The 22262-nt window shown below is 69.4% G+C and carries 33 protein-coding genes and 1 tRNA gene; 4 read left to right on the top strand and 30 right to left on the bottom strand.

Going from position 1 to position 22262, the window contains the following annotated elements:
- The first annotated feature begins 1 nt into the window (after position 1).
- Positions 2 to 520 carry a hypothetical protein gene (locus BLW75_RS21040; RefSeq protein WP_143055339.1) on the top strand — a complete coding sequence of 173 codons (519 nt, stop codon included), beginning with the start codon at positions 2 to 4 and terminating at the stop codon, positions 518 to 520.
- Positions 521 to 528: 8 nt separating this feature from the next.
- Positions 529 to 927, top strand: coding sequence for a TIR domain-containing protein (locus BLW75_RS21035; protein ID WP_158005449.1), 399 nt, complete (start codon positions 529 to 531; stop codon positions 925 to 927).
- On the opposite strand, the gene BLW75_RS21030 is transcribed toward BLW75_RS21035, so the two are convergent.
- Positions 911 to 1402 carry a YajQ family cyclic di-GMP-binding protein gene (locus BLW75_RS21030; protein WP_034324222.1) on the bottom strand — a complete coding sequence of 164 codons (492 nt, stop codon included), beginning with the start codon at positions 1400 to 1402 and terminating at the stop codon, positions 911 to 913. The genes BLW75_RS21035 and BLW75_RS21030 overlap by 17 nt on opposite strands.
- Positions 1403 to 1521: 119 nt before the next feature.
- Between BLW75_RS21030 and BLW75_RS21025 the strand changes: the two genes are divergently transcribed.
- A tRNA-Tyr gene (locus BLW75_RS21025) sits at positions 1522 to 1603 on the top strand.
- 133 nt (positions 1604 to 1736) lie between these two features.
- Here BLW75_RS21025 and BLW75_RS21020 read toward each other — a convergent pair.
- The 29 genes from BLW75_RS21020 to BLW75_RS20885 all read right to left on the bottom strand — a co-directional run bounded on the left by BLW75_RS21020 (position 1737) and on the right by BLW75_RS20885 (position 21200).
- Entirely contained in the window at positions 1737 to 3104 is a 1368-nt protein-coding gene (locus BLW75_RS21020) for a tyrosine-type recombinase/integrase (RefSeq protein WP_034324224.1), read from the bottom strand.
- Positions 3101 to 3346: a helix-turn-helix transcriptional regulator gene (locus BLW75_RS21015; RefSeq protein WP_091597982.1), complete on the bottom strand. Its 246-nt coding sequence runs from the start codon at positions 3344 to 3346 to the stop codon at positions 3101 to 3103. Before BLW75_RS21015 ends, BLW75_RS21020 begins: the two co-directional genes overlap by 4 nt.
- A 339-nt stretch (positions 3347 to 3685) precedes the next feature.
- Positions 3686 to 5047: a DUF3631 domain-containing protein gene (locus BLW75_RS21010; RefSeq protein ID WP_091599869.1), complete on the bottom strand. Its 1362-nt coding sequence runs from the start codon at positions 5045 to 5047 to the stop codon at positions 3686 to 3688.
- Positions 5048 to 5235: 188 nt separating this feature from the next.
- The gene (locus tag BLW75_RS21005) at positions 5236 to 5859 is read right to left on the bottom strand and encodes a hypothetical protein (RefSeq protein ID WP_143055338.1); all 624 of its coding nucleotides are present in this window, start codon (positions 5857 to 5859) and stop codon (positions 5236 to 5238) included.
- Positions 5859 to 6584: a DUF4417 domain-containing protein gene (locus tag BLW75_RS21000; protein WP_091597976.1), complete on the bottom strand. Its 726-nt coding sequence runs from the start codon at positions 6582 to 6584 to the stop codon at positions 5859 to 5861. Before BLW75_RS21000 ends, BLW75_RS21005 begins: the two co-directional genes overlap by 1 nt.
- A gap of 55 nt (positions 6585 to 6639) precedes the next feature.
- A complete protein-coding gene (locus BLW75_RS20995; RefSeq protein ID WP_034304117.1) occupies positions 6640 to 8229 on the bottom strand; it encodes a DNA cytosine methyltransferase in 1590 nt (529 codons plus the stop codon).
- On the bottom strand, positions 8226 to 8768 hold the full coding sequence (locus tag BLW75_RS20990) for an AAA family ATPase (protein WP_034304118.1): 543 nt from the start codon (positions 8766 to 8768) through the stop codon (positions 8226 to 8228). The genes BLW75_RS20995 and BLW75_RS20990 overlap by 4 nt, the downstream gene beginning before the upstream one ends.
- Positions 8765 to 9274 carry a hypothetical protein gene (locus tag BLW75_RS20985; RefSeq protein ID WP_198935640.1) on the bottom strand — a complete coding sequence of 170 codons (510 nt, stop codon included), beginning with the start codon at positions 9272 to 9274 and terminating at the stop codon, positions 8765 to 8767. Before BLW75_RS20985 ends, BLW75_RS20990 begins: the two co-directional genes overlap by 4 nt.
- A 92-nt stretch (positions 9275 to 9366) precedes the next feature.
- A complete protein-coding gene (locus BLW75_RS20980; RefSeq protein ID WP_143055337.1) occupies positions 9367 to 9645 on the bottom strand; it encodes a hypothetical protein in 279 nt (92 codons plus the stop codon).
- A 5-nt stretch (positions 9646 to 9650) separates the two neighbouring features.
- Complete coding sequence (locus BLW75_RS20975) at positions 9651 to 10460, bottom strand: hypothetical protein (RefSeq protein ID WP_034304121.1); 810 nt, start codon at positions 10458 to 10460, stop codon at positions 9651 to 9653.
- Between the two features lie 21 nt (positions 10461 to 10481).
- On the bottom strand, positions 10482 to 10820 hold the full coding sequence (locus BLW75_RS20970; protein WP_034304123.1) for a hypothetical protein: 339 nt from the start codon (positions 10818 to 10820) through the stop codon (positions 10482 to 10484).
- 514 nt (positions 10821 to 11334) lie between these two features.
- Entirely contained in the window at positions 11335 to 13692 is a 2358-nt protein-coding gene (locus BLW75_RS20965; protein WP_091597970.1) for an FtsK/SpoIIIE domain-containing protein, read from the bottom strand.
- Between the two features lie 114 nt (positions 13693 to 13806).
- Positions 13807 to 14970 carry a hypothetical protein gene (locus tag BLW75_RS20960; protein ID WP_034304966.1) on the bottom strand — a complete coding sequence of 388 codons (1164 nt, stop codon included), beginning with the start codon at positions 14968 to 14970 and terminating at the stop codon, positions 13807 to 13809.
- Positions 14971 to 15028: 58 nt separating this feature from the next.
- On the bottom strand, positions 15029 to 15181 hold the full coding sequence (locus tag BLW75_RS42875; RefSeq protein WP_158005341.1) for a hypothetical protein: 153 nt from the start codon (positions 15179 to 15181) through the stop codon (positions 15029 to 15031).
- Complete coding sequence (locus tag BLW75_RS20955; protein WP_198935641.1) at positions 15175 to 15630, bottom strand: RapZ C-terminal domain-containing protein; 456 nt, start codon at positions 15628 to 15630, stop codon at positions 15175 to 15177. The genes BLW75_RS42875 and BLW75_RS20955 overlap by 7 nt, the downstream gene beginning before the upstream one ends.
- A complete protein-coding gene (locus BLW75_RS20950) occupies positions 15627 to 15974 on the bottom strand; it encodes a hypothetical protein (protein ID WP_034304124.1) in 348 nt (115 codons plus the stop codon). Before BLW75_RS20950 ends, BLW75_RS20955 begins: the two co-directional genes overlap by 4 nt.
- 21 nt (positions 15975 to 15995) lie before the next feature.
- Positions 15996 to 16271: a hypothetical protein gene (locus BLW75_RS20945; RefSeq protein ID WP_034304125.1), complete on the bottom strand. Its 276-nt coding sequence runs from the start codon at positions 16269 to 16271 to the stop codon at positions 15996 to 15998.
- A 6-nt stretch (positions 16272 to 16277) separates the two neighbouring features.
- Positions 16278 to 16511: a hypothetical protein gene (locus BLW75_RS20940; protein WP_241783192.1), complete on the bottom strand. Its 234-nt coding sequence runs from the start codon at positions 16509 to 16511 to the stop codon at positions 16278 to 16280.
- Positions 16508 to 16864, bottom strand: a complete 357-nt coding sequence (locus BLW75_RS20935) for a hypothetical protein (RefSeq protein ID WP_034304126.1) — start codon at positions 16862 to 16864, stop codon at positions 16508 to 16510. Before BLW75_RS20935 ends, BLW75_RS20940 begins: the two co-directional genes overlap by 4 nt.
- A 107-nt stretch (positions 16865 to 16971) precedes the next feature.
- Positions 16972 to 17151: a hypothetical protein gene (locus BLW75_RS20930; protein ID WP_034304127.1), complete on the bottom strand. Its 180-nt coding sequence runs from the start codon at positions 17149 to 17151 to the stop codon at positions 16972 to 16974.
- A gap of 171 nt (positions 17152 to 17322) precedes the next feature.
- Positions 17323 to 17847: a lytic transglycosylase domain-containing protein gene (locus BLW75_RS20925; protein ID WP_091597963.1), complete on the bottom strand. Its 525-nt coding sequence runs from the start codon at positions 17845 to 17847 to the stop codon at positions 17323 to 17325.
- Positions 17848 to 17911: 64 nt separating this feature from the next.
- On the bottom strand, positions 17912 to 18277 hold the full coding sequence (locus tag BLW75_RS20920; protein ID WP_143055336.1) for a hypothetical protein: 366 nt from the start codon (positions 18275 to 18277) through the stop codon (positions 17912 to 17914).
- Positions 18278 to 18288: 11 nt separating this feature from the next.
- On the bottom strand, positions 18289 to 18495 hold the full coding sequence (locus BLW75_RS20915; RefSeq protein WP_034304132.1) for a hypothetical protein: 207 nt from the start codon (positions 18493 to 18495) through the stop codon (positions 18289 to 18291).
- A gap of 13 nt (positions 18496 to 18508) precedes the next feature.
- A complete protein-coding gene (locus tag BLW75_RS20910; RefSeq protein WP_034304134.1) occupies positions 18509 to 18892 on the bottom strand; it encodes a hypothetical protein in 384 nt (127 codons plus the stop codon).
- Positions 18893 to 18945: 53 nt separating this feature from the next.
- A complete protein-coding gene (locus tag BLW75_RS20905) occupies positions 18946 to 19332 on the bottom strand; it encodes an SsgA family sporulation/cell division regulator (protein ID WP_034304977.1) in 387 nt (128 codons plus the stop codon).
- Positions 19333 to 19337: 5 nt separating this feature from the next.
- The gene (locus BLW75_RS20900) at positions 19338 to 19829 is read right to left on the bottom strand and encodes an NUDIX domain-containing protein (protein WP_034304983.1); all 492 of its coding nucleotides are present in this window, start codon (positions 19827 to 19829) and stop codon (positions 19338 to 19340) included.
- A gap of 52 nt (positions 19830 to 19881) precedes the next feature.
- Positions 19882 to 20577, bottom strand: coding sequence for a hypothetical protein (locus BLW75_RS20895; protein WP_034304136.1), 696 nt, complete (start codon positions 20575 to 20577; stop codon positions 19882 to 19884).
- Positions 20578 to 20685: 108 nt separating this feature from the next.
- Positions 20686 to 20913 (bottom strand): hypothetical protein, encoded by a 228-nt coding sequence (locus BLW75_RS20890; protein ID WP_143055335.1) that lies wholly within the window; start codon positions 20911 to 20913, stop codon positions 20686 to 20688.
- On the bottom strand, positions 20910 to 21200 hold the full coding sequence (locus BLW75_RS20885; RefSeq protein WP_091597961.1) for a hypothetical protein: 291 nt from the start codon (positions 21198 to 21200) through the stop codon (positions 20910 to 20912). The genes BLW75_RS20890 and BLW75_RS20885 overlap by 4 nt, the downstream gene beginning before the upstream one ends.
- Before the next feature lie 320 nt (positions 21201 to 21520).
- Between BLW75_RS20885 and BLW75_RS20880 the strand changes: the two genes are divergently transcribed.
- The gene (locus BLW75_RS20880; RefSeq protein ID WP_091599865.1) at positions 21521 to 22186 is read left to right on the top strand and encodes a GntR family transcriptional regulator; all 666 of its coding nucleotides are present in this window, start codon (positions 21521 to 21523) and stop codon (positions 22184 to 22186) included.
- Positions 22187 to 22262: the final 76 nt, after the last annotated feature.

The raw sequence follows: 22262 nt of genomic DNA, 5'->3' as shown, positions 1-22262 counted from the left end.
CGTGGTGGGACGAGCGGCGGCCGTGATCTCGATCGTCCGGGCGGGTCGTGAGGTGAAGGCGGCGGAAACGAAGTCCGAGGGGCCGACTGCCGACGCGCTGGACAAGGAGCAGCTGGACCAGCTGCACGCGGCCACGTTGAAAGCCGCCGACTCCTGTTTCGAACTCAAGAAGCTGTGCGCGACGGTGCTCGTCCCCGCGGGTGTCCTGGTCGCCACCTTCAGCGACAAGAAGCTGAATCCGGCCGTTTTCGTCGCGGGCTTCATGGTGATCGCGGCGTTCTGGATCGCCGACGCCTTCAGCTTCTATTACCAAAGACGACTTCGGGTGCTCATGAAAGACATTTGGAACCGGCGTGCCGAGCGCTGCGCGGAGGGCTACGACCACGTGCAGAAGGTGACCGCGGTGAGCTGGTTCCGGGCCGCGTTCAACTCCTCCATGATCTATTACCTGATCCTCGCGGCGATGGTCGGAGCGGCGCTGGCGGCCTACGCGTCCGGCGTTCTCCGGGGCACCCCATGAGGATGTTCGTGAGCTACTCCCGTGCCGACAACTCGCTGGAACGGTTGGTGGCACTTCGTGCTCGGCTGGCGGGAAGCGCCGACGTCTACGTGGACGACCTCGACTGGGCGGCGTCCGGGTTCGATCGGGAGGACGCGGTGCACCGCGAACTGGTGCGGGCCTCGATCTTCGTCGCTGTGGTCAGCGTCACCTATCGGAAGACCCCGTGGACGGCTTGGGAATTCGACGTCGCCCTGAAGCGGGGAATTCCGAAGCTCGCCTACCTGCCCGACGGCAGACTCGTGGACGAACGCTCGGACGAGTGGCCGTTCGCTTCGGCGGACCTCACCGGAAGTGTGCCGTCCGTGCCTCCGCGGGTACTGCGGGGGAGTACCCGCGGACGGCATCGGATCAGCGGTAGTTCGTGAACTGCAGCGCGATCTCGAAGTCCTTGCCCTTCAGCAAGGCGATCACGTCCTGCAGCTGGTCCTTCTTCTTGCCGGACACCCGCAGCTGGTCGCCCTGGATCTGCGCCTGGACTCCCTTGGGGCCCTCGTCGCGGATGAACTTGGCGATCTGCTTCGCCTTGTCCGACGCGATCCCCTGCAGGATCTTGCCGCCGATCTTGTAGATCTTGCCGGACAACGCCGGCTCGTCCGCCTCGAAGGCCTTCAGGGAGATGCCGCGCTTGATCAGCTTCTCCTTGAACACCTCGACCGCCGCCAGCGCCCGCTCCTCGGTCTCGGACTCGATCGAGATCGCTTCCTCACCGGACCAGTCGATCTTGGTCCCGGTACCCCGGAAGTCGAACCGTGTACCGAGTTCCTTGCTGGCCTGGTTCAGGGCGTTGTCCACCTCCTGGCGATCGACCTTGCTCACCACGTCGAAAGAGGGATCCGCCACGTGTTCTCACACCTCGTACTCGCTTGTCAGGAGCTTCCACCCTAGCCCTGCGGAACCCGGTTGACCGGCCCGCCACGGCATTGGGTATTCTTTCGTCTTGGCCGGGGACACCCGGTCACGGCGAGTTGCCCGAGCGGCCAAAGGGATCTGACTGTAAATCAGACGGCACAGCCTTCGGGGGTTCGAATCCCTCACTCGCCACACCAGCAAGATCGGCCCGGTGACCAGCAAGAACAGGTCACCGGGCCGATCTTGTGATGTCCGGCTGTGTACGGCTGCGACCGGCTGTTCCGGTCAATCCACGGGCGCATTACGGGCGCACGTCTGAGCCTGCTCAGGTCATGCTGTAGGCGCGTTCGAGCTTCTCCAGGGCAGTCACCTCCCCGCCCGCGCGACACTTGGCGTAGACGCGCAGGAGCACCGCCAGGCTGTGCCCAGCCCACTTCGCGACCCGGGTGGCTTCCACGTCGTTGTTGAGCCATGTCGACACCGCCGCGTGACGAAGGTCGTAGGGTCGTTTGCCGAGCGGGCCAGCGGCGACCTCGGGCGTGAACACAGCCGCGCGGGCAGTTGCCCATGCCCGTCCGTAGACAGAGCTGCTCAGCCGCCCGCCGTCGCGCACACCACGGAAGAGTCGGCCGTCCGGAGCGGTTCCGAAGATCACCAGGTGCGCGTGCAGCAGGGCAGCCAGCTCCGATGTGCACGGGGCCTGGCGGGTCGCCCCGACGTTCCGGTGCTTGAGCGGCCCAGCTTCCGATGCCTCGCCGGAATCTGTCCACTCCCCGCCGACCTCGGGGCGTGCACCTTCCAGCTTGAGCCAGCCCTCTCCCTCCAGAGACAGAGGCAGATTCGACCTCTTGAGGTCGGCGGCTTCCTCGGGGCGAAGGCCAGCGAAGTACATGGCCGCGAAGAACGCGACCAGTTCCGGATGGGTATCGCGCACTGCCTCGAGCAGCATCCGCCCCTGGATCGGGCTCACCACTACGCCTGGGTCGACCTCTTGGATTTCGTAGCTGCGCTTCTTGACCTTGATCTCCTCCAGGGGGTTCGCGTCGAAGACTTCCCGCTCTACGGCGAAATCGAGCAGGTCCCGCAACGCCACTCGCCGAATCCGGACTGTGTCCGGCGCCGCTTTCGAGCCGTCGATGTTGCGATCGATCCCGCTGAGCACCGAGCGCAGCACGTCCGGGTTCGAAAACTCGTCCGCACGTCGGCACCCGGCCCCGACCTCGTCGAGTACCGCGGCGACGTCGGGCGAGAGTCCTTCTTTTCGCAGCGTGGTGTTGAACGCTTGCGTCAATGCTTTCCTAAGCACCTTTCCGTCCACCGCGGTCTGGCCTCGCAGCATCGACACCGTGATGCCGGTCAATGAACTGGCCAGCGATCGCCTGTACTTCGGTGACGCATCCGGCCACTTCATGTCGATGTACGCGCAGGCCAGCTGGAACGCGGATAGCTTCGTGGCCTCCTTGCGGATCATCGATGTCGGCAATCCGGGTTTCTCGACTAGGAATCCTTCACCGGCTTTGGTGGCGGCGATCAGGTCGTTGCGGAAGTTGTCGGCCAGCTTGAACTTCTGGAATGGCTCGCCGAACTCCCTGCCGGCCACTGACCACCGCACCCGATAGGAGACCTTCCCGCTTCTGTGCCGACGTGATTTCAGGGCCCAGATCTTCACGTCATAGGAAATCTGGTCCGTCATGCGGCCTCCAGGCGGTTGGCAAGCCAGCTGTTCAAGGCCGATCGAGAAACACGGATTTGGTTGTTCGGAAGACGAGTGCACGGCGGGGCCTCGCCCTTGTCGCGCCAGTCGCTGAATGTGGAACGGGCGATCTTGAGCAGGTCGCAGACCTCCTTGATGGTGAGCTGTTCGTCGACCACCGGCGTAGTGATCGGCTGGCGAGATCGAGATGCGCGCTTCGTCGATCGGGGATTGGAAGGCATGGCGTTGGGTCCTCTCCTGCAAGCACGTCAACTAGGCCGGCGGCGTGGAGTCGCTGGCGTGGGCATGACGAGACGGCTCCGCTCTCGGACGGCGGGTGCGGAACCGGGTGAAGTGCGTGGCGGTTACCGATGAGGGCTGCGGGGAGGGCTGGCAGTGTCGGTAACTGCGGTAACTGCGGTAACTTGCCTGGTCAGGCGGTTACCGATAGGTGTCCCGGTTACCGTCGTATCGGTAACCGGGCTTGGTGGGGCGGGTTGGCGGTTACCGTTGCATCGGTAACCGGGTTTTTATCGGTAACCGCCTGACCTGCGCGGTTACCGCAGTTACCGCAGTTACCGTTACTGGCGGGGGTCGGCGGGCAGGTAGCGGCTCCACGCGTCGGTGAGGCCGGTTTCGCCGGTGGTCTGGTAGCCCTTGACGGTGTCGCCGTCGTACTTGAACGGCGTGGGCTTGACGCCGTATTTGGCGAGTTCCTTGGCCATCCTGCGCGGCTCGATCGGTCTGCCCTTCCCCTGGACGTCAGTCCAGTCGGATTCCTCCATATCCAGCAGCGCTGCGACGATGAAGGTGCTGGGGAGCCGGTCGGTGTTGCGTTCGGTGAAGATCCGGCGCAGGTCGGCGAGCAGCTGGATTCCGAGGCTGCCCTTGCGGTTGCTGTTGCTGGCGACGAAATGCGTGCAGGCGGCGCGGGCGGTTTCGGGCCAGTGCTCACCGGCGGCGTCGGCGATGGCCAGCAGCGGCTCCCAGATTTCGGCCGCGCGGTCGGTGACGCCGTCGGGCATGTCGGGTTCGGCATCACTGAGCTGGTTGGCGATGCCGCCGATCCAGGTGGCGAGCCGGTCACGCAGTGGGGCGGCCTGTTTCTCCACGACGCGTTCTTTGAACGGTTCGACGGTTTCGGTGGGTGCGCGGCGGCGCATGTGGATGGTGATGGCGCGGGTGGTGATGGTGTCGGGCATGTGCCCGGCGATCCCGGCCAGCACGACCGGCGCGTAGACCTTGAACCGCTCGACTTTCATGGCGCGGGCGTCACCGACGCAACGCGGGATGGTGGCTGAGCGCTTGTATCCGGCGTTGAGCATGGCGCGCAGGTCTTCGGTGTTGCCGCCTTTCTGCGGGTTGAAGATGGCGTCCACTTCGTCGAAAAGGATGGTGATCGGCCCGTCGGACACCAGTCGGAACAGTGCCGCGGTGGTGGCCGAGAGCGTCATCTCCGCCGACCGGACGAGAAACTGCGCGACCTCCATCACGCGGGTCTTGCCGCTGCCGGGTTCGGCGGAGTCGAGGATCAGGCGCGGGGTGACGTAGAAGTGTTCGGCGGCGTGGGTGTGGGCGTACCAGAGCGCGAGCATGGGGGCGCAGTGCTCGGAGGGGAACACGTTGAACCGCTTCACGAACGCGGTCACCTTGTCCAGGATCTGTGCCCCGGTCGGGGGTGGCGGGGGTTCGGGCATGTACGGCATCGGCCGGGCCGGGTCCTGTTCGGCCAGGTCCCGATCGGGGCTCGCGCCGTTGTCGACGGGGCCGGGGCCGGCCACGTGTCCGGCGAGCCACTCGTTCTGGCATTCCTCGCCACAGAAGTCGTCCGAGGGCGATCCGTTCAGCGTGGTCCCGCAGTGTCCGCAGGCCCGGGGTGTGCCGCCTTCGGGGTCGGCGATGGCGGCGTCGATGGCCGAGAGCGCGGTGTCCAGGTCGGGCATGACGTCCTCCCTCTGGTCGTGCATGTCGGTCGTGCTGGCTGGACTTCCCTCGGTGCTGGCGGATGCTGCGGACATGACGTACCTCCGCGATCTCTTCGTGTGGAACAGGGTGCTGACGGCCGGGGCGCAGCGATGCGGGAAGGTGGGCCGCGCCCCGGCTGGTCAGGACCCGAAGCGAGCAGGGTCGGTCACTGCTGGGCGCGGCGTTTCTGCTCGGCCCGGATCTGGTCGTAGGTCGAGGACGGGGTGTCGTGGTGCAGGCGTGCCGCTTCGAGGTCCGCGTCGGTGGCGTCGGCGAAGCCAGCGGCCTGGACGCGGCCGAGTGCGCCCGCGTCCGGTATCGGTTCGATGGCGATGAGGTGCTGCTGCTCCCCGGCGCCGAAGGTGACAGCGGCGTCGTGGTCTTCCTGGCGCAAGGCCTTGCGGTTGGCTTCCGGGGCGAGGTGGATGTTGGGGTTGTTGCGCGCCATGTCCTGAAGGACTCGGGTGACCTCGTCGTGGTCGACGTCGGCTAGCGCCTTGCGGATGTCGACGATTCCGGCCCAGCTACTGCCGCGCGCGGTCAGCTCGGCCACGGCCTCGCGGATGCGGTCCTCGGTCGACCGTGTCGGTTCGCCGTCCGGTACCGGCATGGCCGGGTCGGGCTTGGCGCGGGGCTTCTCCGGCATGTCCGTCTCCGGCTCGGGGCGAGGCTGTTCGGTTGCGGGCACGGCCGGCTCCACCGGCGCCGGGCCGCCGTCACCGAGCTGGCCGCTGCCGCTGGTGGTGGATGCCCGATTTCCCTTGCCGAGGGAGGATCCTCGTCCGCCCATCACCGGTCACCGCCGTCCCAGCGCGACGGGTAGCACCGGATCGGCACACCACCTCGATCCTGCTCGGTTGGTGGTTTGCCGTGGACCAGCACCAGGGTCGGTTCCAGCCGGAGCAGCATTTCGGCGTACCCGGCGGCGAACAGGCCGCGCGCCACGGGGTCGCGCCACACCCCGACGGTGGAGACCGCGACCACTGAGCGGGGCGGGATCCCGGCGAACGCGAAGTCGTAGGAGTCCGCTGTGGACCAGCTGATGGTGGGGACGACGGTGACGCCGTGGTGCAGCAGCCACGCCCCGCACCAGCGTGACCGGTAGACCTGCCACAGCTGCATCGCCAGCGGCATGTCCCGGTACAGGCTGAAATCCGGGGTCAGCGCCGCACCCACCGTGGCGCACCGGGATAGGCCGCGTTCCGGCTTGGACCACACGACCTCGAACCGGTAGTCGTCCAGGAAGAAGTGCACCGCGGCCTGGGGCCCGGCGGTGGCGGCGGCGCGCCGGTCGTTGTAGGCCACCAACCGAGCAGGTGTGAACGTGGCTCTCGGCAGAGCGGGGATGCCCCACGGGTTGTCCGTGGGCCACAGGGCACGACAGTTGAGCTTGTCCCAGTTGCCGGGCATCGTCGCCCACCGGTGGCTGGTGCGGGTCCCGCCGCCTCCGAGTTCCGGCGGGGGTGTGTCCGCGAGGACGTCGGGGTGGTCCAGACCGAGGGTCGAGAGAGTCATCGGTTGCCTCCATCGAAGGGTGGAAGGGACGTGCCGGTGCCGTGTCACCGGCGGATCAGGCGGCGGGGTCGAGCGGTTCGCCGGAGAAGGTCTCGATCACGGCCGAGGCGATCACCTCGGACATGGCCGGGGGCACGGCGTTGCCGTAGCCGCGCACGACCTTGCGCTTGGACTTCGCGACATGCGGCGGGATCTTGTAGCCGGGCGGGAACCCCATGCCCGCCCCGATCTCGTGCGGTTCCAACATGCGGAACGTGCACTGCTCCACCGGCGGGGTGCCGCCGACGAGCGCGTAGCGGTCGCGGGTGGTGAGTGTCCCGATCGGACGGTCGGTGTCCTGGGTGCCGCCGTTGCCGTAGTAGGCCATCAGGAACTCGACCTGCTCGGCTCGGGTCGGCGGACCGACCAGGCCATGGTGGTTGCCCTCGGCCGACACGGTCGGAATCGGCCCGTGGACGGGATAGGCGGCGGTGGCTGATCCGCCGTTGCGCTGGATGGAGATGAACGGCGGCACCACCACCGCGGTCTCCCGGCGGCAGGTCTGCGTCCGCATCGGGTCCGCCACGGTGGTGGCGGTGTCGACTCCGGCCCGTGCCGCGCACGACACGAGCAGGGGCGGGCACACGAGCGCGTCGTTGTCCCGCGTGGTCCTGGTCGGCAGCGGCACATCGACGCTGGTGGCGTCGGTGCGCCAGGTGCCGCCGGCCGGGGTGAGCAGTGCGCCGACGTGGCGGGCGAGCCCGGCCTCGATGCGGGCCATCGTGGTGGGCTGGAGCGGGTCCTTGCCGTGGTCGGCACGGTCGCCGATCTTCGGCCCGGGATCCAGCGACCAGTCGATGATGCCCGAGGCGGGCAGGACACCGGGTTCCACGATCTGGTGGCGGCACGAGCGGTGCGGGCACCGGTAGACGTACTGCCCGTGCTTGATCCCGTAGACGCCCATCTTGGTGCGCGGGTCCTTGAACACCTGCACCGCGGCCACCATCTCGTCACACACCGGGCAGTAGGCCTTGGGGCGCAGCCACTTGTCCCAGTCCGGGTCCCGGCCGAGGCTCTCGTGCCAGTATGCGAGGAAGAACCGGTTGCGGGACTGCGCGACCTTGCCCAGCGTGGGGCCGGTGACGTGCATGGCGTTGAGCGCGATCATGCGGGTGCGGTAGCCCTCGGCCACGATCTCGCCCCGCCAGCGCTTGAACTGGTCCCACTTCACGACCTGCACCACGTTCTCCACCAGGCCCCCGAGCACCGGTTTCCCGCGCCGGTTCATCGCTTGCAGGTAGCGCGGGATCTCCTCCATCAGCGCCCGTGCCCGTGCGGTGTCCGGGTTCAGCGCCTTCGGCCCGCGCACCGGGTCGAACAGCACGCCTTGCGTCGACTGGTCGAAGTCCCGCTTTTGGCCCCGGGCGTCCGTCCACGGCGGACACGACGGCGTGGAGGCGAAGAAGTCCACGCGCGGGAACCGCCCGATGTCCTCCTTCGCGATGTCCCCGCGGTAGTGGTCCATCTCCGGGTGGTTCAGGGCGTGCGTGTCGATCGCGGCTTCGTTGTGGTTCGCCGCCAGCACGCCCCGCGTGCCGGGCACCCGCAGCACACCGATGGTGTCCCCGCCGAAACCGGCGAACTCGTGATAGGTGGTCCAGGTCATCGTGCCTCCTCGAATCGGCGATGCGCGTGGGGACGGAGGTAGGGCGGCAAGGTCAGGTAATGCAGCTCGGTCCAGCCCTCGGTGTGCAGGCGCGGGAGCGCCACGGTGATGTCGTGATGCATCCGCCACACCACCGGGTCCGCGACCCGGCGGGCGGTTCCACAGTCAGGGCAACGGTTCCCGTCTCGGCGGCCGTTCTGCGCGAGCACACGCAACAGCGGCGGCAGGATCACCAGCCCCACCGCACGGGCCCGGTACTCGGCCGCGATGGCGAGCAGCTCGGCGCGGAACCGGGGCAGGAAGCTCGTGACGTCCCACACGACCGTGCCCCCGGCAGCCAGCACCGCGCGGGTGGTGGCGTGCCCGGCGGCGACGGCGGCGGCGTTGACGGCCGGGTTTCCCGAGCAGCCACAGGGCGAGAGCGCCGCGCGGGTCTCATCCAACGACACCACCACCGCCCCGGGCGGCGCGTGCCGTCGGCGCCACCGGGTTTTCCCGGCCCCGCACGGGCCGATCGTGACGATCAGAGTCGGGCTCACGCGACCTCCCCGGGGCCGCCGTTCTCCCCGTCGGTGACGATGTCGGCGGGCTCGTAGTAGCGGGCGTCCCACAGGTCGGGGTCCCCGGTGACGGTCAGCACCTCGCCGGTGCCGCGGTTGCGCACGACCTCGCCCGGGGCGAACCCGGCCGGCCGCGCGGCGCGGCGGTCGATGGCCTCGATCCAGCACACCGCCACGGCGGCGACCTGGACCAGCTCGGCGCGCAGCGCGGCCGGATCCTTTTCGGCGAGGGCTTCGAAGGTTTCCTCGGTGAGCAGGTCGGCGAAGGTCGGTGCGTCGTGGCGAGCGGCCAGATCGGTGCGCCAGCGGGCGAAGTCGGCGGCCTCGGCCACGGTCACGCAGAACCGGACCTGGTTCGGCTCGTCCGGGCCGGTGCCGTCGGCATGGTCCTGGCGGCCCCACTTGGCGTCCTGGCGGCCGCGTTCCTCGGCCACCTCGACCAGCACGGGAAACGTCGCCGCGTCGGCGACGGGGTTGGTGGGCATGGCAGCAACTCCCTTTCACGAAAAGGCGGAGCGAACAGAGCAGGCCGGACACCTTGGTGTGGTGTCCGGCCCTGCACGTCTGTCCGAACTGGTCAGGCGGCGTTCCCCGAGACCGAGGCATAGAGGGTCTGGCAGGCGTCGCAGCCGCACAGCCCGCCCATCCCGGCGCCGCGCGTACCCGGCGCGATGACGGCCGGTTCCTCGACCGTGGGCCCGGTCGGCGTGCCGTCGGACCGCCAGGTCGGGATGACCTCCGGCGGCCCGGCGTTGACCGTCTGGCACAGGCACCCCTCGGTGGTGCAGGCGCCGGTGACCGAGCTGTGGAAGAAGTCCAGGTGCCCGCAGGCACAGCGGTGCGCGATGGCGGCCATCAGCGTCACCCTTCCCAGCTCAGCGGGTAGTGGCAGGCGCACCCCGGGCAGGTCCAATGCCCGGCGTCGTGTTCGACCCACCCACCGGCGCGGGCCCGGGCGGCCAGCTCGGCGCGGGTACCGGTGGCGGCATTGCCGGTCCAGTCGTCGGGGATCCACGTCTCGCCACCGGCACAGCCGATCGAGGAACACCGCAGTCCCCACCCGGCGGGCTGGAGATCACGGAGGACGACCGCGTCCGGGTGCAGCAGCAGCTCACTGTCCGGGTACTCGCAGGCGACCTCGGCCAGCGCGGCGGCGTCCTCGAACGTCTCGAACCCCTCGGCCGAGACCACGCCGCGGTGCCGGATCCGCCACAGCGGCGGCCGCACCGCCCACGACGCGCGGGCGTACACCAGCGGGCGACCGGCATCCTGCGCGCGGTGCATCGCGAAGTACAGGTCCCCGAACGCGGCTTTGGCGGCCGGGTCGGCGTGCAGCTCCTGCATCGACCGGTCCCAGTCCACCCCGGCGTTTTCCAGCCACAGCGCGGCTTCGTGGGTGCGCAGGAACGACGCGGGGGGTGAGACCCGCCGCCCGGAGGCCACGTGGGTCAGCGTCCAGGTGCCGGTGTAGCGCAGCACGGCCCCGGCGGCGTGCGGGGTGAGCGCCAGCCCGGGCAGCGAGGTGCGTTCCCCGACCATCGGGGACAGCCCGTTGTGGCGGGCGATGGCCACCTCGGCGAGCGCGGTCTCGGCCGCGGGGAGCGGATGGTTCGGGAACAGGTCGCGACGTGCCCGCCGGGTCTGCGCGGCGGGCGGTGCGGTGATGGTCATGGCGAAGAAGTCCTTCCATGGTCAGGCGGCGGTACGGGTGGCGATCCAGTGCTCGACCCGCGCCCACGACGCGGTGGCGCGGGCCCGGATCTGGTCCGGGGTCAGCGGTTCGGTGGTGTACGCAGCGCGGCGGCGGGCGAGTTCGGCGTAGCGGGGCCCGCCGGCGATCGCCCGCCAGGCCGCGCCCCCGCAGATGGCGTTCGAGGTGGCGCGGGCGGTGGCGCGGCGGTCCCACTCGATCCACTCGGCCAGCAGATGCGCCACATGCGGGCTGGAGTTCAGCAACCGCCAGGCGCCCGCGTCCGCGATCAGCGCCCGATACTCGAGAACCGGCACCGCGACCGTGTCGGTGTCGTCCACGCGATATCCCTCCTTTCAGCGGCGGGGGCGGATCTGGCAGCAGCGGTGGCAGCAGCGCTGTCGCATCCGGTTGCGGGCCCCGCACGAGCGGCACACCCACCGCGTCCGAGGCGGCAGGCGGGTACCGGCGGTGCCGTGAGCGGGCAGGGGCAGCGAAACGCGAGACGTCATGACGGGACTTCCCTTCACGGTCAGTGATCGGAGATGGGCCGGGTTGAGTGCCGGGCGGAGAGACGACACACCCCACCCGGCGGCTACTCGCGGTAGCGACCGGGTGGGGTGCGGGGTGCCGTCCGGCGCGGGGAAGCACGATCGGCGGCGAGTGAGTCGGCGGTGAGTTGATCAGTGAGTTCGGGAAAATCGAGTGAGCTGGCTCATTCGGCGGGTGAGTTGCCTGGTAGACGGCGTGATCAGCGAAAATGAGCCGAAGTGAGTTGGGTGAGGCGAGTGAGTCGCCCGCCGGGGCCGCCCGCGAACCCCCGATTTCGGGGTTCGCGGGCGACCGGAGTGGAACTCACTCGGCGGGCACGGAGTCCCGCGCGGCGGCGGCGTCGGCGACCCTCGCCGGGTCCACCGGGTACATACGCTGCGTGATCGGGACTTTGTATCCGTGCTCGGCCAGCACGTCGGTGACGTGCTGGATCTGCCACCCGGTGTAGTGGTTCCAGCGGGAGGCCAGTGCCGCCGCGACGGCCGCCGCACGCGGGTGCTGCTCGCCCTCGCGCGGGGTCATCTCGGCCAGCACGGTGAGCATGTCGGCCAGCGGATCCCGCACCACCACGACCTCGGCCGTGCCGTTCGCGCCGCCGCCCCGGGCTTCCAGGGCCCGCTCGGCGATGCGCTGCTGGTCGTCCGGGGACAGGTAGTAGCTGCGCAGGGCGCCGGGTTCGTCCATGAACCCGACCGTGATCAGCGTCCCGCAGTCGTTGAGGCTGGTTTTGGTCTTGGGCTTGAGGTCCAGCGCGGAAATCCCTTCCTCGTGCGCTTTCTCCCCGAGGACGGCGTTGTTGCGGGCCTTGTTCCCGTTGACCGCCCCGCACGCCCGGTTGGTCGACATCGCCACCAGGTCCCGCGGCAGGCTCTGATCCGAGGGGCTGGGGGTGAGAAACGCCAGGTGGACGGCGTATTTGCGGGAGGCCATGAACAGGTTGATCACCAGGTTCACGATCCGTTTGCGGTCTTCGGGCTTGTCCTGGCGGAACAGCCGCTGGCATTCCTCCAGGACCACGATCCGGGGCCGCAGTCCGGGTTCACGGGCGACGACCTCGCGTCCGGCCTCCAGGACGCTGTTGACGTTGTGCTTTTGCAGCAGGCGGCCGCGCGCGGACAGGTCGTCGTACAGCTCTTGCAGGTGATCCAGCGCCGCGTTGACGTTGTTCTCCCCGGCGCCCGGGGAGTACACGTTCAGGCAGGGTGAGATGGCCTCGTAGTCGTTGTTTTCCGCGAATACGAACACATCCACGTCCACCAGCGGGTCCAGGATCGCCCCGTTGAGCAGGGTTTGCATCAGCGTCGACTTGCCCGAACCCGGGGAGCCGGCCAGCACGAAGTTCCGTTCGGGCATGTCCGCGACGATCGGTTCCCCGCGCAGGTTCACCCCGACCGGGAAACCCTGCCAGTAGTCGGTGGATCCCTCGTGCAGCAACGGATACGGGTCGACCGGGTCCCGCAGCACCCCGGGGTTGAGCCGGAACAGGTCCATCACCGTGGGGTCGTCGGCATCGGCGCGGATGAACAGCTCCATCGGCCTGCACGCGAGGTTGTGCGCGAGCATCTCCTTGGCCTTGTCGACGCTCTTGACCGGCGCGCCTTGCGGGAGCCGGATCTTGGTGGACCAGCCCTTTCCGTCGATCATCGGCGGCTGCACCCAGGCGTTGTCGGTGTCGCGGTGCGGCCACCCGTCCTTGATGCTGGTGTTGAGCTTGCTGTTGCCGATGTTGGCCAGCGCGTTCACCAGCGCGGACTCGGTCAGCTCCACCCGCAGGTTCTTGGTGGCCTGTTTCCGCAGGTGAACGGGCAGAACCTGGTCCCCGAGGCGGTTCCCGTCGCGCCACCAGCGGGACAGTTTCAGCAGCAGCCACACGGCGGGGAACGCCCACCACCAGGTCACCGCGACCACCGCGACGGTGTAGAGCAGGGTGAGCGCGTCGCGCCAGACGGCGAGGACGTCGTTGGCGTTGAACACCCCCAGCCACCGGCCGAACCCGTTGATCCCGCCCACCACGACCGAGACGACGAACAGGACCCCGAGGGCGGCCGCCGCGCGCCAGGTGACCGACCAGATCAGCTCGGCCTTCTTCTGCGCGGCGTCGATCCCGACGTGGCGGCTCTCGTTGTGCTGGCGGGTCAGCGCCTCCACCGCGGCGGTGTCGCCCTTGTCCTTCGCCTCGGCCCGGGCGGCCTTGAGGTCGGTGTGGTCGTGGTCCGCGCGGCGGCGTTGCCGGGCGGCCTCCATGCCCTTGCCGATGATCCGGCTGTGCCGGTTCAGGAACCGGCCGAACCGGCCGGTGACCCGCATCCCGGACCGGGTCCCTGCCGCGACCCGGTGGCCGGCGGCGTGGGCGGCGTCCACGGTCGCCACCGCCAGCCGCGCCCGGGTCTCGTCCGACGGTCCGGCGAGGATCCGGCCGGTGCCGTGCAGCACCCGCGTGCCGAACGTCTCCCGGGCCGCACCGACCTCCAGACCGGTTCCGGGCTCGACCACCTCGCCGTCGATCGTGGCCGGGGCCGGACCGGGTTCGGGGCGGCGGAACGGGACCACCGTCGCCCGCGTGTCCGGTTGGTCCGTACCGGCCTGCTCGGGACCGGCCGGAGCCGGTCCGGTTGTGCTGTTGTCCCCGGTCCCGTGGGGTGTGGTGTCGTCGTGCGCCATGTCGGTGATCCCTTCTCGAACCCGCCTCGGGTGGGTGTGCGAACCCGGTGCGGACCGGTTCCGGCCCGCGCGGACAGGGGGCGTCCGTGCGGGCCGGGCCGGACCAGACCGGGGTCAGTCCTGGTCGGTGTCGTGCCGTTCGGCGAGCAGCCGCTTCGCGGCCGGTTTCCCGCACCGCAGCGTCTTCGCGATCCGGTAGATCGAGGCGGTCCCGGGGTCGATGTCCCCGGCCTCGACCGCCTTGACGAACCGCTCCCGCAGCGCTTCGAAGTGGGCATCGCGGCCCGTCTTCGTCGCCGGGCCGGACCGGTCCCGCCGCTTGGCGGTCCGGCCCGGTGCCGGACGGTCCGGCGTGGCTTCGCGAGCCGGTCCGGGCGGCCGTCCGGGGTCGGTCGCGATCCCGCCGCCCGGCCCCGGTTCGGGGTCGGGCTGTCCCGAACCGAGCAGCTTCGCCAGTTCGGCGTCGAGCGCGTCCGGCGGGCCGACGACGTCGAGGTCCGGTGTGACCGGGACCAGGCGCCTCCGGCGGACCTCGAAGGTGCCGGGGGCGTAGGTGAGGCGGGCGTTGCCGTCGGCGTCGATCTGCGCGGCGGCGGCCTTGAGCGCCGCGCGGGCCGCCGCGTGGGTCTTCGTCGCGCGGGCGGCGGCGAGCCTGTCCGCCGCCCGCTGCGCCTTCGACCGCGGCGGGGTCGCGATCGCCAGCTGGTGCGCGATCACCCCGGCCACCGACACCACGCCCATGATCAGCGCGGCGTCGAAGCCCCGGGGCCAGCCGTGGGTGGCGTTGGTGAGGAACGCCAGCGTCCCGAACACCCACACCCCGGCCTGGTAGCCCCACACCGGCCGGTCCGGGGCCTTCACCCGGGAGACGAGCACCGCGATCGCGAACGCCCACATGCCGAGTTCGGTGATCAGCGGCAGGAACCCGCCCAGCGGGGACCGGTAGACGTCCTCGCCGTAGCCGGACATCGCCGGGGCCGCCATCGCGAACGACACCAGCGCGATCCCGTAGATCAGCCCGTCCACCACATGCGCCTTCGCGAACGCGGTCACCGTGCCCCACTTGGCCTTGCGGTCGGCGCGGCGCTTGGCGCGGACGGCGTCGGCGACGGCTTTTGCCTCGGCCGCCAGCTTCGCGGCCTGTTCGCGGTCGGCGCGGGCCACCTCGCCGGCCGCCTTCATCCGCGCGATCTCGTTCCCGGTCCGCGCGGTCTCGTCCAACCGAGCAGCCTCGGCCTTCGCCAGCCGGTTCGCCCGCATCTCCTTCTGCCAGCTCATGGTCAACCTCTCTTCGCCGGAGAACACCAGCGGCAAAGGGGCCGGGTGTCCACAGTGGTCACTGACTCGTCTCGGGTGGGCTTGCGGTGGGCCGATACGGCGGGAATTCGGGTTGGTTGCGGACTCGCCACAACATCCGCCACAGCGCCGTCGCGGTCGTGACAAGCACGACCGCGACGGTGGCCAGCACCACCAGCAGCCAGGTCAGCACTCCTCTCCGGCCACCGTGGTGATGCCGGAGTCGTCGGGGCTGGGTTCGCCTTGCCGCGCCAGCACGGGCAGGTCGATGTGGCAGTGGCGGATCGAGGTCTGCAAGATCACGCCGCCGGGCAGTCTCGTGCCGAGGGCGCGCCGGTAGAGCAGGTCAGCCAGCACGACCGAACGGTGCCGTCCGCCGACGCACCCGAATGCCACGGTGACCGGGGCCGGGCCGAGGCTGGCCAGGGTGAGCGCCGCCCGGTAGGTGTGCGCGATCAGGTCGCGGACGCCGGGATAGGCGGCAACCTTGACGTAGACGTCGGGATGCTTCCCGGTCAGCGCCCGCAGCGCGGGCGAGGTGTGCGGGTCGCGGAAGCGCTGGCGGACGTCGATGGTGATGTCGGCCGCCGGGGTGTCCTCGTGTCCGTACCCGAACGACACGACCTCCAGCCGGGGGCTCACCGGCCGTCTCCCGTCTCCAGCGGGCACGGGTCGCCTTCCTGGAGCCGCGCGAACTCGGCCTTGGTGACGGTGACCGCCTGGAGTTCATGCGGCTGGGGAAGGTGCGACGGGGTGACCATGTCGGTGGACGCGCAGAACGCGGTGTAGGTCGACACGGGGCGGATGGTGGTGTCTCCCGGGGCGCTGAGGTGATCGATGAACCAGCGCACCGGGGCCGAGGGTTCCGGCCCGGCAGGAACGTTCGATGCCGGGACGCAGCCGGTCAGCAGTCCTGCCGCGGCCAGACCGGCGCAGAGGGCACGCCGGAGATTCTGTTGTGCTGTCACGGTTTTCGCGGTGGTCATGGTCGGGCACTCCTCGCGTGGTCAGGGTGTGTCTCGTGTGGGCACCGCGGTGACGGTGAGGGTCGTGGTGGTCGTTCCCGGGCACGCCGCGTCGCGCACCGGGCGTGCGGTCGCCGTCGGTCCGGCGCCCGTGCCGGGCACCATCGGTGCGGTGCCGTCGGGATCCGGGCGCGGGGTCGGGCACGGTGCCGACGTGCGCGGGGGCGGCGGTATCACCACGGGCGGGGTGACGCGGTAGCCCACCAGGAACAGCGCCCACAGGGCGATGAACACGACCAGGCCGATGATGATGCGCACGGGGCATCAGTCCTTTCGAGACGATCGGTACAGGAACCCGAACAGCGCCTGTTGCAGGTCCACGTGATCGGCTCCACCGGCCAGCGGCGGGTAGCCGTGCGCGGTGAGCACGTTCGCGACGTCGAGCACCAGCCCGAACGTGAACCGCGTGTCCGTCCCGGTGACGGTGACCGGGTAGTTCCTCACGTGATCGGCCGCCGGAGGCCCGCCGCTGTCCGGTACCTGCTCGGATCCGGTCATCGCGTGCCGCGCAAGTCGGCCGGACACGGGGAACCCGGCCGCAACCGGGAGAAGTCGGCCGCGGTGATGGCCACCGGGACCAGCTCATCGGCGGCAGGACCACCGGTGGGGCTGAACGCGTCCGGCGGCGCGCAGAACGCGACGTAGCGCTCCAGCGCGGTGGAGGCGTCTTCCTCGCCGGTCAGGTGATCGATCAGCCACGGCCCGGCCGTGGCCGGCGAGGCTGGGCGAGCGGGGCGGGTGTCGCCGGAGGCGGTGCAGGCGGCGAGCGACCCCGCTGTGACCGCCACGGCCAGCAGCGCCAGCCAGCGCCGTATCCTGCCGCGACGGGCGGCAGGTGCGAGAGGGTGCATAGAGGTTTTCCTTTGCGGGTCAACGTGAGTTGGGGGTCGGGTTCCGGGCGGGCATCGGTGTGCGGCCGCCCGGAACCCGGGACCCGTGAACGTGGTGAAGCGCGGTGTTACTTGGCCTTGGCCTTGGCCTTGCCGGAGAAGGTGACCGCCAGCGCGAGCACGGTGATCGCGCCGAGGACGAGCGGCAGGGTCAGGCCGTACTCGGCCGGGTTCTTCTGGTGCAGGCTGGTCGCGCCCCAGGTGAGCCAGGCGGTGATGACGGCGACGACGAAGGCGATGAGCTTCATGGTTTTTCTCCAAGGGTTGGTGTGACACAAGGGATGGAGCCGGGATGCGGGCGCCACGATGCGACCGCGCCCCGTTGAACGGTGGAGCGGTTGAAACAGTGGAACGCTTGCTACGGCGCAAAAACAGCGCCGGATCAGGTGGCCGGAGAACCCGGCGTGAACCGAGCAGCGTCAGGCGGCGCGCCGGTAGGCGGCGGCCTGGGCCTGCACTTTGTCGACGTACCAGTCGGCGTGGTTGTAGGCGAAGATCGCCCGGTACGCGTCACCACGGGCCAGGCCGGAGTCACACAGGTAGTGCGCGGCCGCCGGGATCGCGTGGTCGGGGTCGTAGAGGTTGCCACCGAGCCCGGGGTGGCGCTTGCGGACCCCGGCGAAGGTGGCGGGCAGGAACTGCATCGGCCCGGCCGCCCCGGCGAAGTTCGCCCCCGAGGACACGCCCGGGGCCTTGAGCCGGCCGTGGTTGGTCTCGACCTTCCCGATCGCGGCCAGCAGCGCCCAGTCCAGGTTCGGGCATGTCCCGGCCGCCGCCCGGTAGCGGGCCAGGTAGGCGGGCGGGATGTCGGCCACCCCGGGCCCGGCTTCGGCGGCCAGGCCCACGTCATCGTTGAATAGGCCCTCGTCCTTGGTGTAGCCGACGGCGACCGCGGCGATCACGAACAACGCGGCGGCCGCGCCGACTTTCCCCAGCAGCGTCATGGGAATTCACCTCCTGTCCTGCGTCTCGAAGGGACACCTGGTGCGGTGCGGGGCGTGCGGGCGGTCACGACGCGACCTCGTCCCGCTGTGCCGCACCTCGTTGCTCCGGGCTGGTGGCCGAGCCGGTGCGGTCGTGGCGACGCTGCCGCCACTGGCGGATGTGGCCGGTGAGCCAGCCGATCACCGTGGTGATGAACCGGGCCGAGCGCCGGGCCGGTGTCCATTCCCAGCCGATCCGCACCGCCAGGCCGATCCCGATGGGCCAGAGCGCCCAGCCCCATCCGGCCCAGGCGGCGAGACCGGCCAGGAGCCCGGCGGCGGCGGCCTCGGGCAGCCACCATCCGACCCGGGCGATCGCCCGGTCCACCCTTGGCCCGCTGGGGGCGGTCAGGTCACCGCGGTCACGGTGACGGATCTCGTTGCCTGTCATCGTTTCTCCCTTCACCCGGTCTCCTGTGGGGCCGGGACGTTCCCGGCGAAACTGTGGGTGATCCGGGCGTCCAACCCGGACTGCACCGCCAGCAGCAGCCGCGCGGTGAGCAGCAGCGGCCAGCGCAGCAACCCGACGGCCAGGAACAGCAGCACCGCTACCGCGAACCCGGCCAGCCGCCAGGACCCGTGCTCCTTTGCGATCTCGAACACGCTCATCACTTGGCCTCCGTCAGGTCGTCGGTGCGGCGTTGTTGGTTGCCGTCCACGACCGCAGCCACGCCTGCATCTGCTCAGGCGGGTCAGTCCAGGTCGTGGCCGGGTCAGCGTCGAACGCTCGTGCCACCCGCATCGCGAGTTCCTGCGAGGGCAGCGCTACCGGGAAGCGGGCGGTGTCGGTGAGGCCGTAGCGCATCGGCGACCAGTGGGTGAAGTCGATCCGCAGCCCCGAATCACCTTCCGGGGCGAAGTGCGGTGTGATCGCGAGCGACGCGGTCAGCGGCAGGAACGGGGCAGGGAACACCACAGTCGTCCCGTCGTTCAACGCGATCGACAGGTGTACCGCGCCCACGCAGGACCGTTCGACGTAGTGGGCATCGAGCTTGATCAAGGACATGACGAATTCCCTTTCCAGAAAGAACGTTGGGGTTGATCGGACGTGCGCAGAAGTCAGGCGGCGGCCGGACCTTCGGTGAGGTGGGACCACTCGGTGTCCCAGTCGATTTCCTCGTGGCCGGCGGGCACGAGCGCGTCGGCGGCGTCGAGCAGCGCTTCGACGGTGCCGCGCGGCAGGGCGAGTTCGGCGGTTCCGGACGGGCTCGACAGGCTCACGAGCACCGCGTCGACCGCGCCGCCGGTGTCGGGGCGGACCTGGACGTCGCCGTGCCCGGCGGGTTCGTAGACGCCCGAAGCGAGCAGGTCCCGGGCGAACAGCCACAGCCGCGCACCGACGGCGAGAGTGACCGCCCACGGGTCGGCCGGGTCGTAGATCAGGGACACCGGGACCCGGTGCTGTCCATTCAGGACGGCGGTGGCGGGGTAGATCAGCTCCGTCATGCCGCTCACCACCCGTGGATCCGGCAGGCGTCGAACAGCATGTCGGCATGGTCGAACGCGAACCTGCCCTGCTGGGCGAGCCGGGTGGCGACGTGCAGGGGCATCCAGGCCGCTGCTGCCGCGTCGTCCCCGGCAACCGGGGCGGGCATGTCCGGCAGGACCGCGGTGTAGGCCACCGACACGTACCGGCCCCGAGCGTCGCGGCCCGGCTGGTCGTAGATCCCGACCCGGTGCAGCGGCACCCTGGTCAGGTCCAGGCCGGTTTCCTCGGCGGCTTCCCGGCGGGCCGCCTGTTCCGAGGTCTCCCCGGCATCGACGTGGCCGCCCGGGGCGGCGAGCCTGCCCTTGTGCGGGTCCCAGCCCCGTTCGATCAGGAGCACGTGCAGCAGGCCAGTGCGGGACTTGGCGAACAGCAGCACATCGGCGGCGTAGAACACCGGGTCACGGTCATCGAATCTCGCGGCGATCTTCGCGGCGAGCGAACCAATCAGCGACATCAGGGGACGTCCTTTCGGGACACGATCAGCAGCGGACGGGAACCGAGCAGGGTCAGGCGGCGCGGACAGTCGCGGCCGGGGTGGTCAGCAGGCCGGTGACGTAGGCGACGAACGAGCGCTGGGCGCACGGGTGCACGTGATCGGTCTGCGGGTCGCGCAGGCTCTCGCGCAACCAGCGCGTCAACCGGGCTACCGACCAGCCCTGGGCGCGGCGCTTCGCGATCGCGGCGACCAGCTGCTCCAGGAACGCCGGCCGGACCTTCGGCGCCCGGGTCGCGGCCCGCACCACCACCGGGCTCAGCGGGGTGAGGTTGGACAGCGGCGGACGGGTTTCCCGCTCCGGGCGGATGGTGGCCTGGTGGGCGTGTTCCTCGGCCAGGATCCGGACCTGCGCGGCGACGTCCCGGTACACCCCGGCCCGGGCCAGTAGCCCCGCCTCGGTCGTGCGGCGGACCAGGAGACGGGCGTTCGCCGCCAGCAGCCCGGCCAGCTGCTCGAACCGGCGAGCCACCCCAGAGGCGATCTCGCTCTCGGCCGCGGGGACCACCAGCGGATTCCCCGCGGCCTGCGCCATCTCGTCTTCGGCCAGCGTCCGCAGCTGGGCAGCGACGTCGCCGTAGACCGTCGCCCGGACCGAGGTCACGACCTCCGGCAGACCAGCCGAGGACAGCACCGCGGCGTTGCGGGCTAGCGTGTCGGCCAGGTCGCGGAACCGGGCGGCGATCTCGGTGCTCACCGTGCGAGTCATGGGAAGTCCTTCCGAGCAAGAGGAACCGGCACAAGGCATGGCGGTGCCCCGGAACGAATGCGGGAAATTTCGTGAATGCGGCGCGGAAACGCGCCAAGAATCAGAAAGTCAGGCGGCGGAAGCGAATTCGTCGTGCGTGGCGTGACGGACCTGGTTGATCGCCTCGACCAGGCGAAGTGCGCTCAAGCCGTGCGGGCCGCGAACCTGCCCCCGCAGCTGGTCAACGGTGCGGTCCAGCCAATCCAGCCGCTCGAACGGCGTCGCCGATGCGGGCGGCATCGTCGCCACCAGCCCGCAGAACGCGGCCGGAACGAATAACCGGTCGATGGTCATCACGCTGCCCACCCCCGCTCCATGCTGGTCTCACCCACCTGGAGCCTGGGCACAAGGGCGTCGTCCGCCGCGTGACGCGCCTCGTGCGCCAGCAACTCAGCCTCGATCAGCTCCAACTCCCGATCGAACTCCGCAATCTCCGTGAAGAGGTCGGCCAGGTTGGCCAGGCCGCCGAAGGTCACCGCGGTAGTCACGTCGCCGGCCAGGCCGGTCGTGTCAGCGAAGAAGTCAAAGTCCAGATCGACGGCGTCCATCTCGATCTGACGGCGGCTACTGTGCACTTTCCTCATACTTTCGTCCTTTGTGTCGCGGTCGATCTGCGTCCCGCCGGTGGTTCGGATTAGCTTGCTTAATCAACGTATACGCAGGCTGCGTATACGCACAAGATCTGCGTATACGCAGAGGGCTAAGTTCACTCGTTTGGCCTAGCGATCACGCGCCCGACCTGGGGCGGAGTCGAAAAATGAACCGATCCATGCCTTGTCTGGGGGGTGCCCCGTGGGACTTGGCGGACGACTGGCTGTCGGCGAGTGAGCCTGCGTATACGAAGTTGGGTATACTGTGCTTGAGTCCTGCGGGATGCCAGAGTTCAATGAAGGGACAAAGCATCGTGGCGGAGCCAGCATATGTATCCATTGCAGGCGATTACGCGCGTCGTATCCGGACGGGAGAACTATCGCCGGGCACTCAGTTGCCGAGCTACTGGGAAATTGCTCAAAGAAGCGGCGTTTCGGATATCGTGGTCCGAAAGGCGATCGAGTTGTTGCGCAACCAAGGGCTTGTGCGCTCAGAGTCGCGTCGCGGAGTTTTCGTCGCCAGTCGTACCAACTTGGTTCGAATCTCGCCCGAGCGGCAAATGCAAGATCCTGAGACCACTTTTGGCAACGAGACTGAACGCGAGGTTCGAGTCGAGCGGGATATTGAGCAAGTGGCCGCTACGTCGGAAATCGCCGAAGCGCTCGGCCTGGAAATTGGCTCTGAGGTGTCCCGGGTTGTTACCCGGGCTTCAGAGGGAGGGCGGCCGATTTCAATTTCTGATACCTATCAGCCTGCGCAAATTGAGGGTATTTCGACCGCAAAAGTCCTCGAAGAGACGATTAGGGATCGAATTCCCTCGGCTGAGCATGCAGAGTGGCTGCAGGTAAGCTCGGGAGGGTTGGTGAAGTCGGTCCATCAGCGGTTCGTTGATGCAGACGGGGGAGTCGTCATGGTTTCGGACGTTTCTTATCCGCGTGACCGCTACGATGCGTTCGTCTTTCGGATGACGCTTGACTAGGAACGCTGGTTTGCAGCGAGCTTGATAGCAAACCTGGGCTGGGGCCAGAGGTGAACTTGCTTCGCCTCTGGCCCCG

Source organism: Amycolatopsis lurida (assembly GCF_900105055.1).
GTDB classification, from domain to species: Bacteria; Actinomycetota; Actinomycetes; order Mycobacteriales; family Pseudonocardiaceae; genus Amycolatopsis; species Amycolatopsis lurida.
This window is presented reverse-complemented; position numbering and strand designations above follow the sequence as displayed.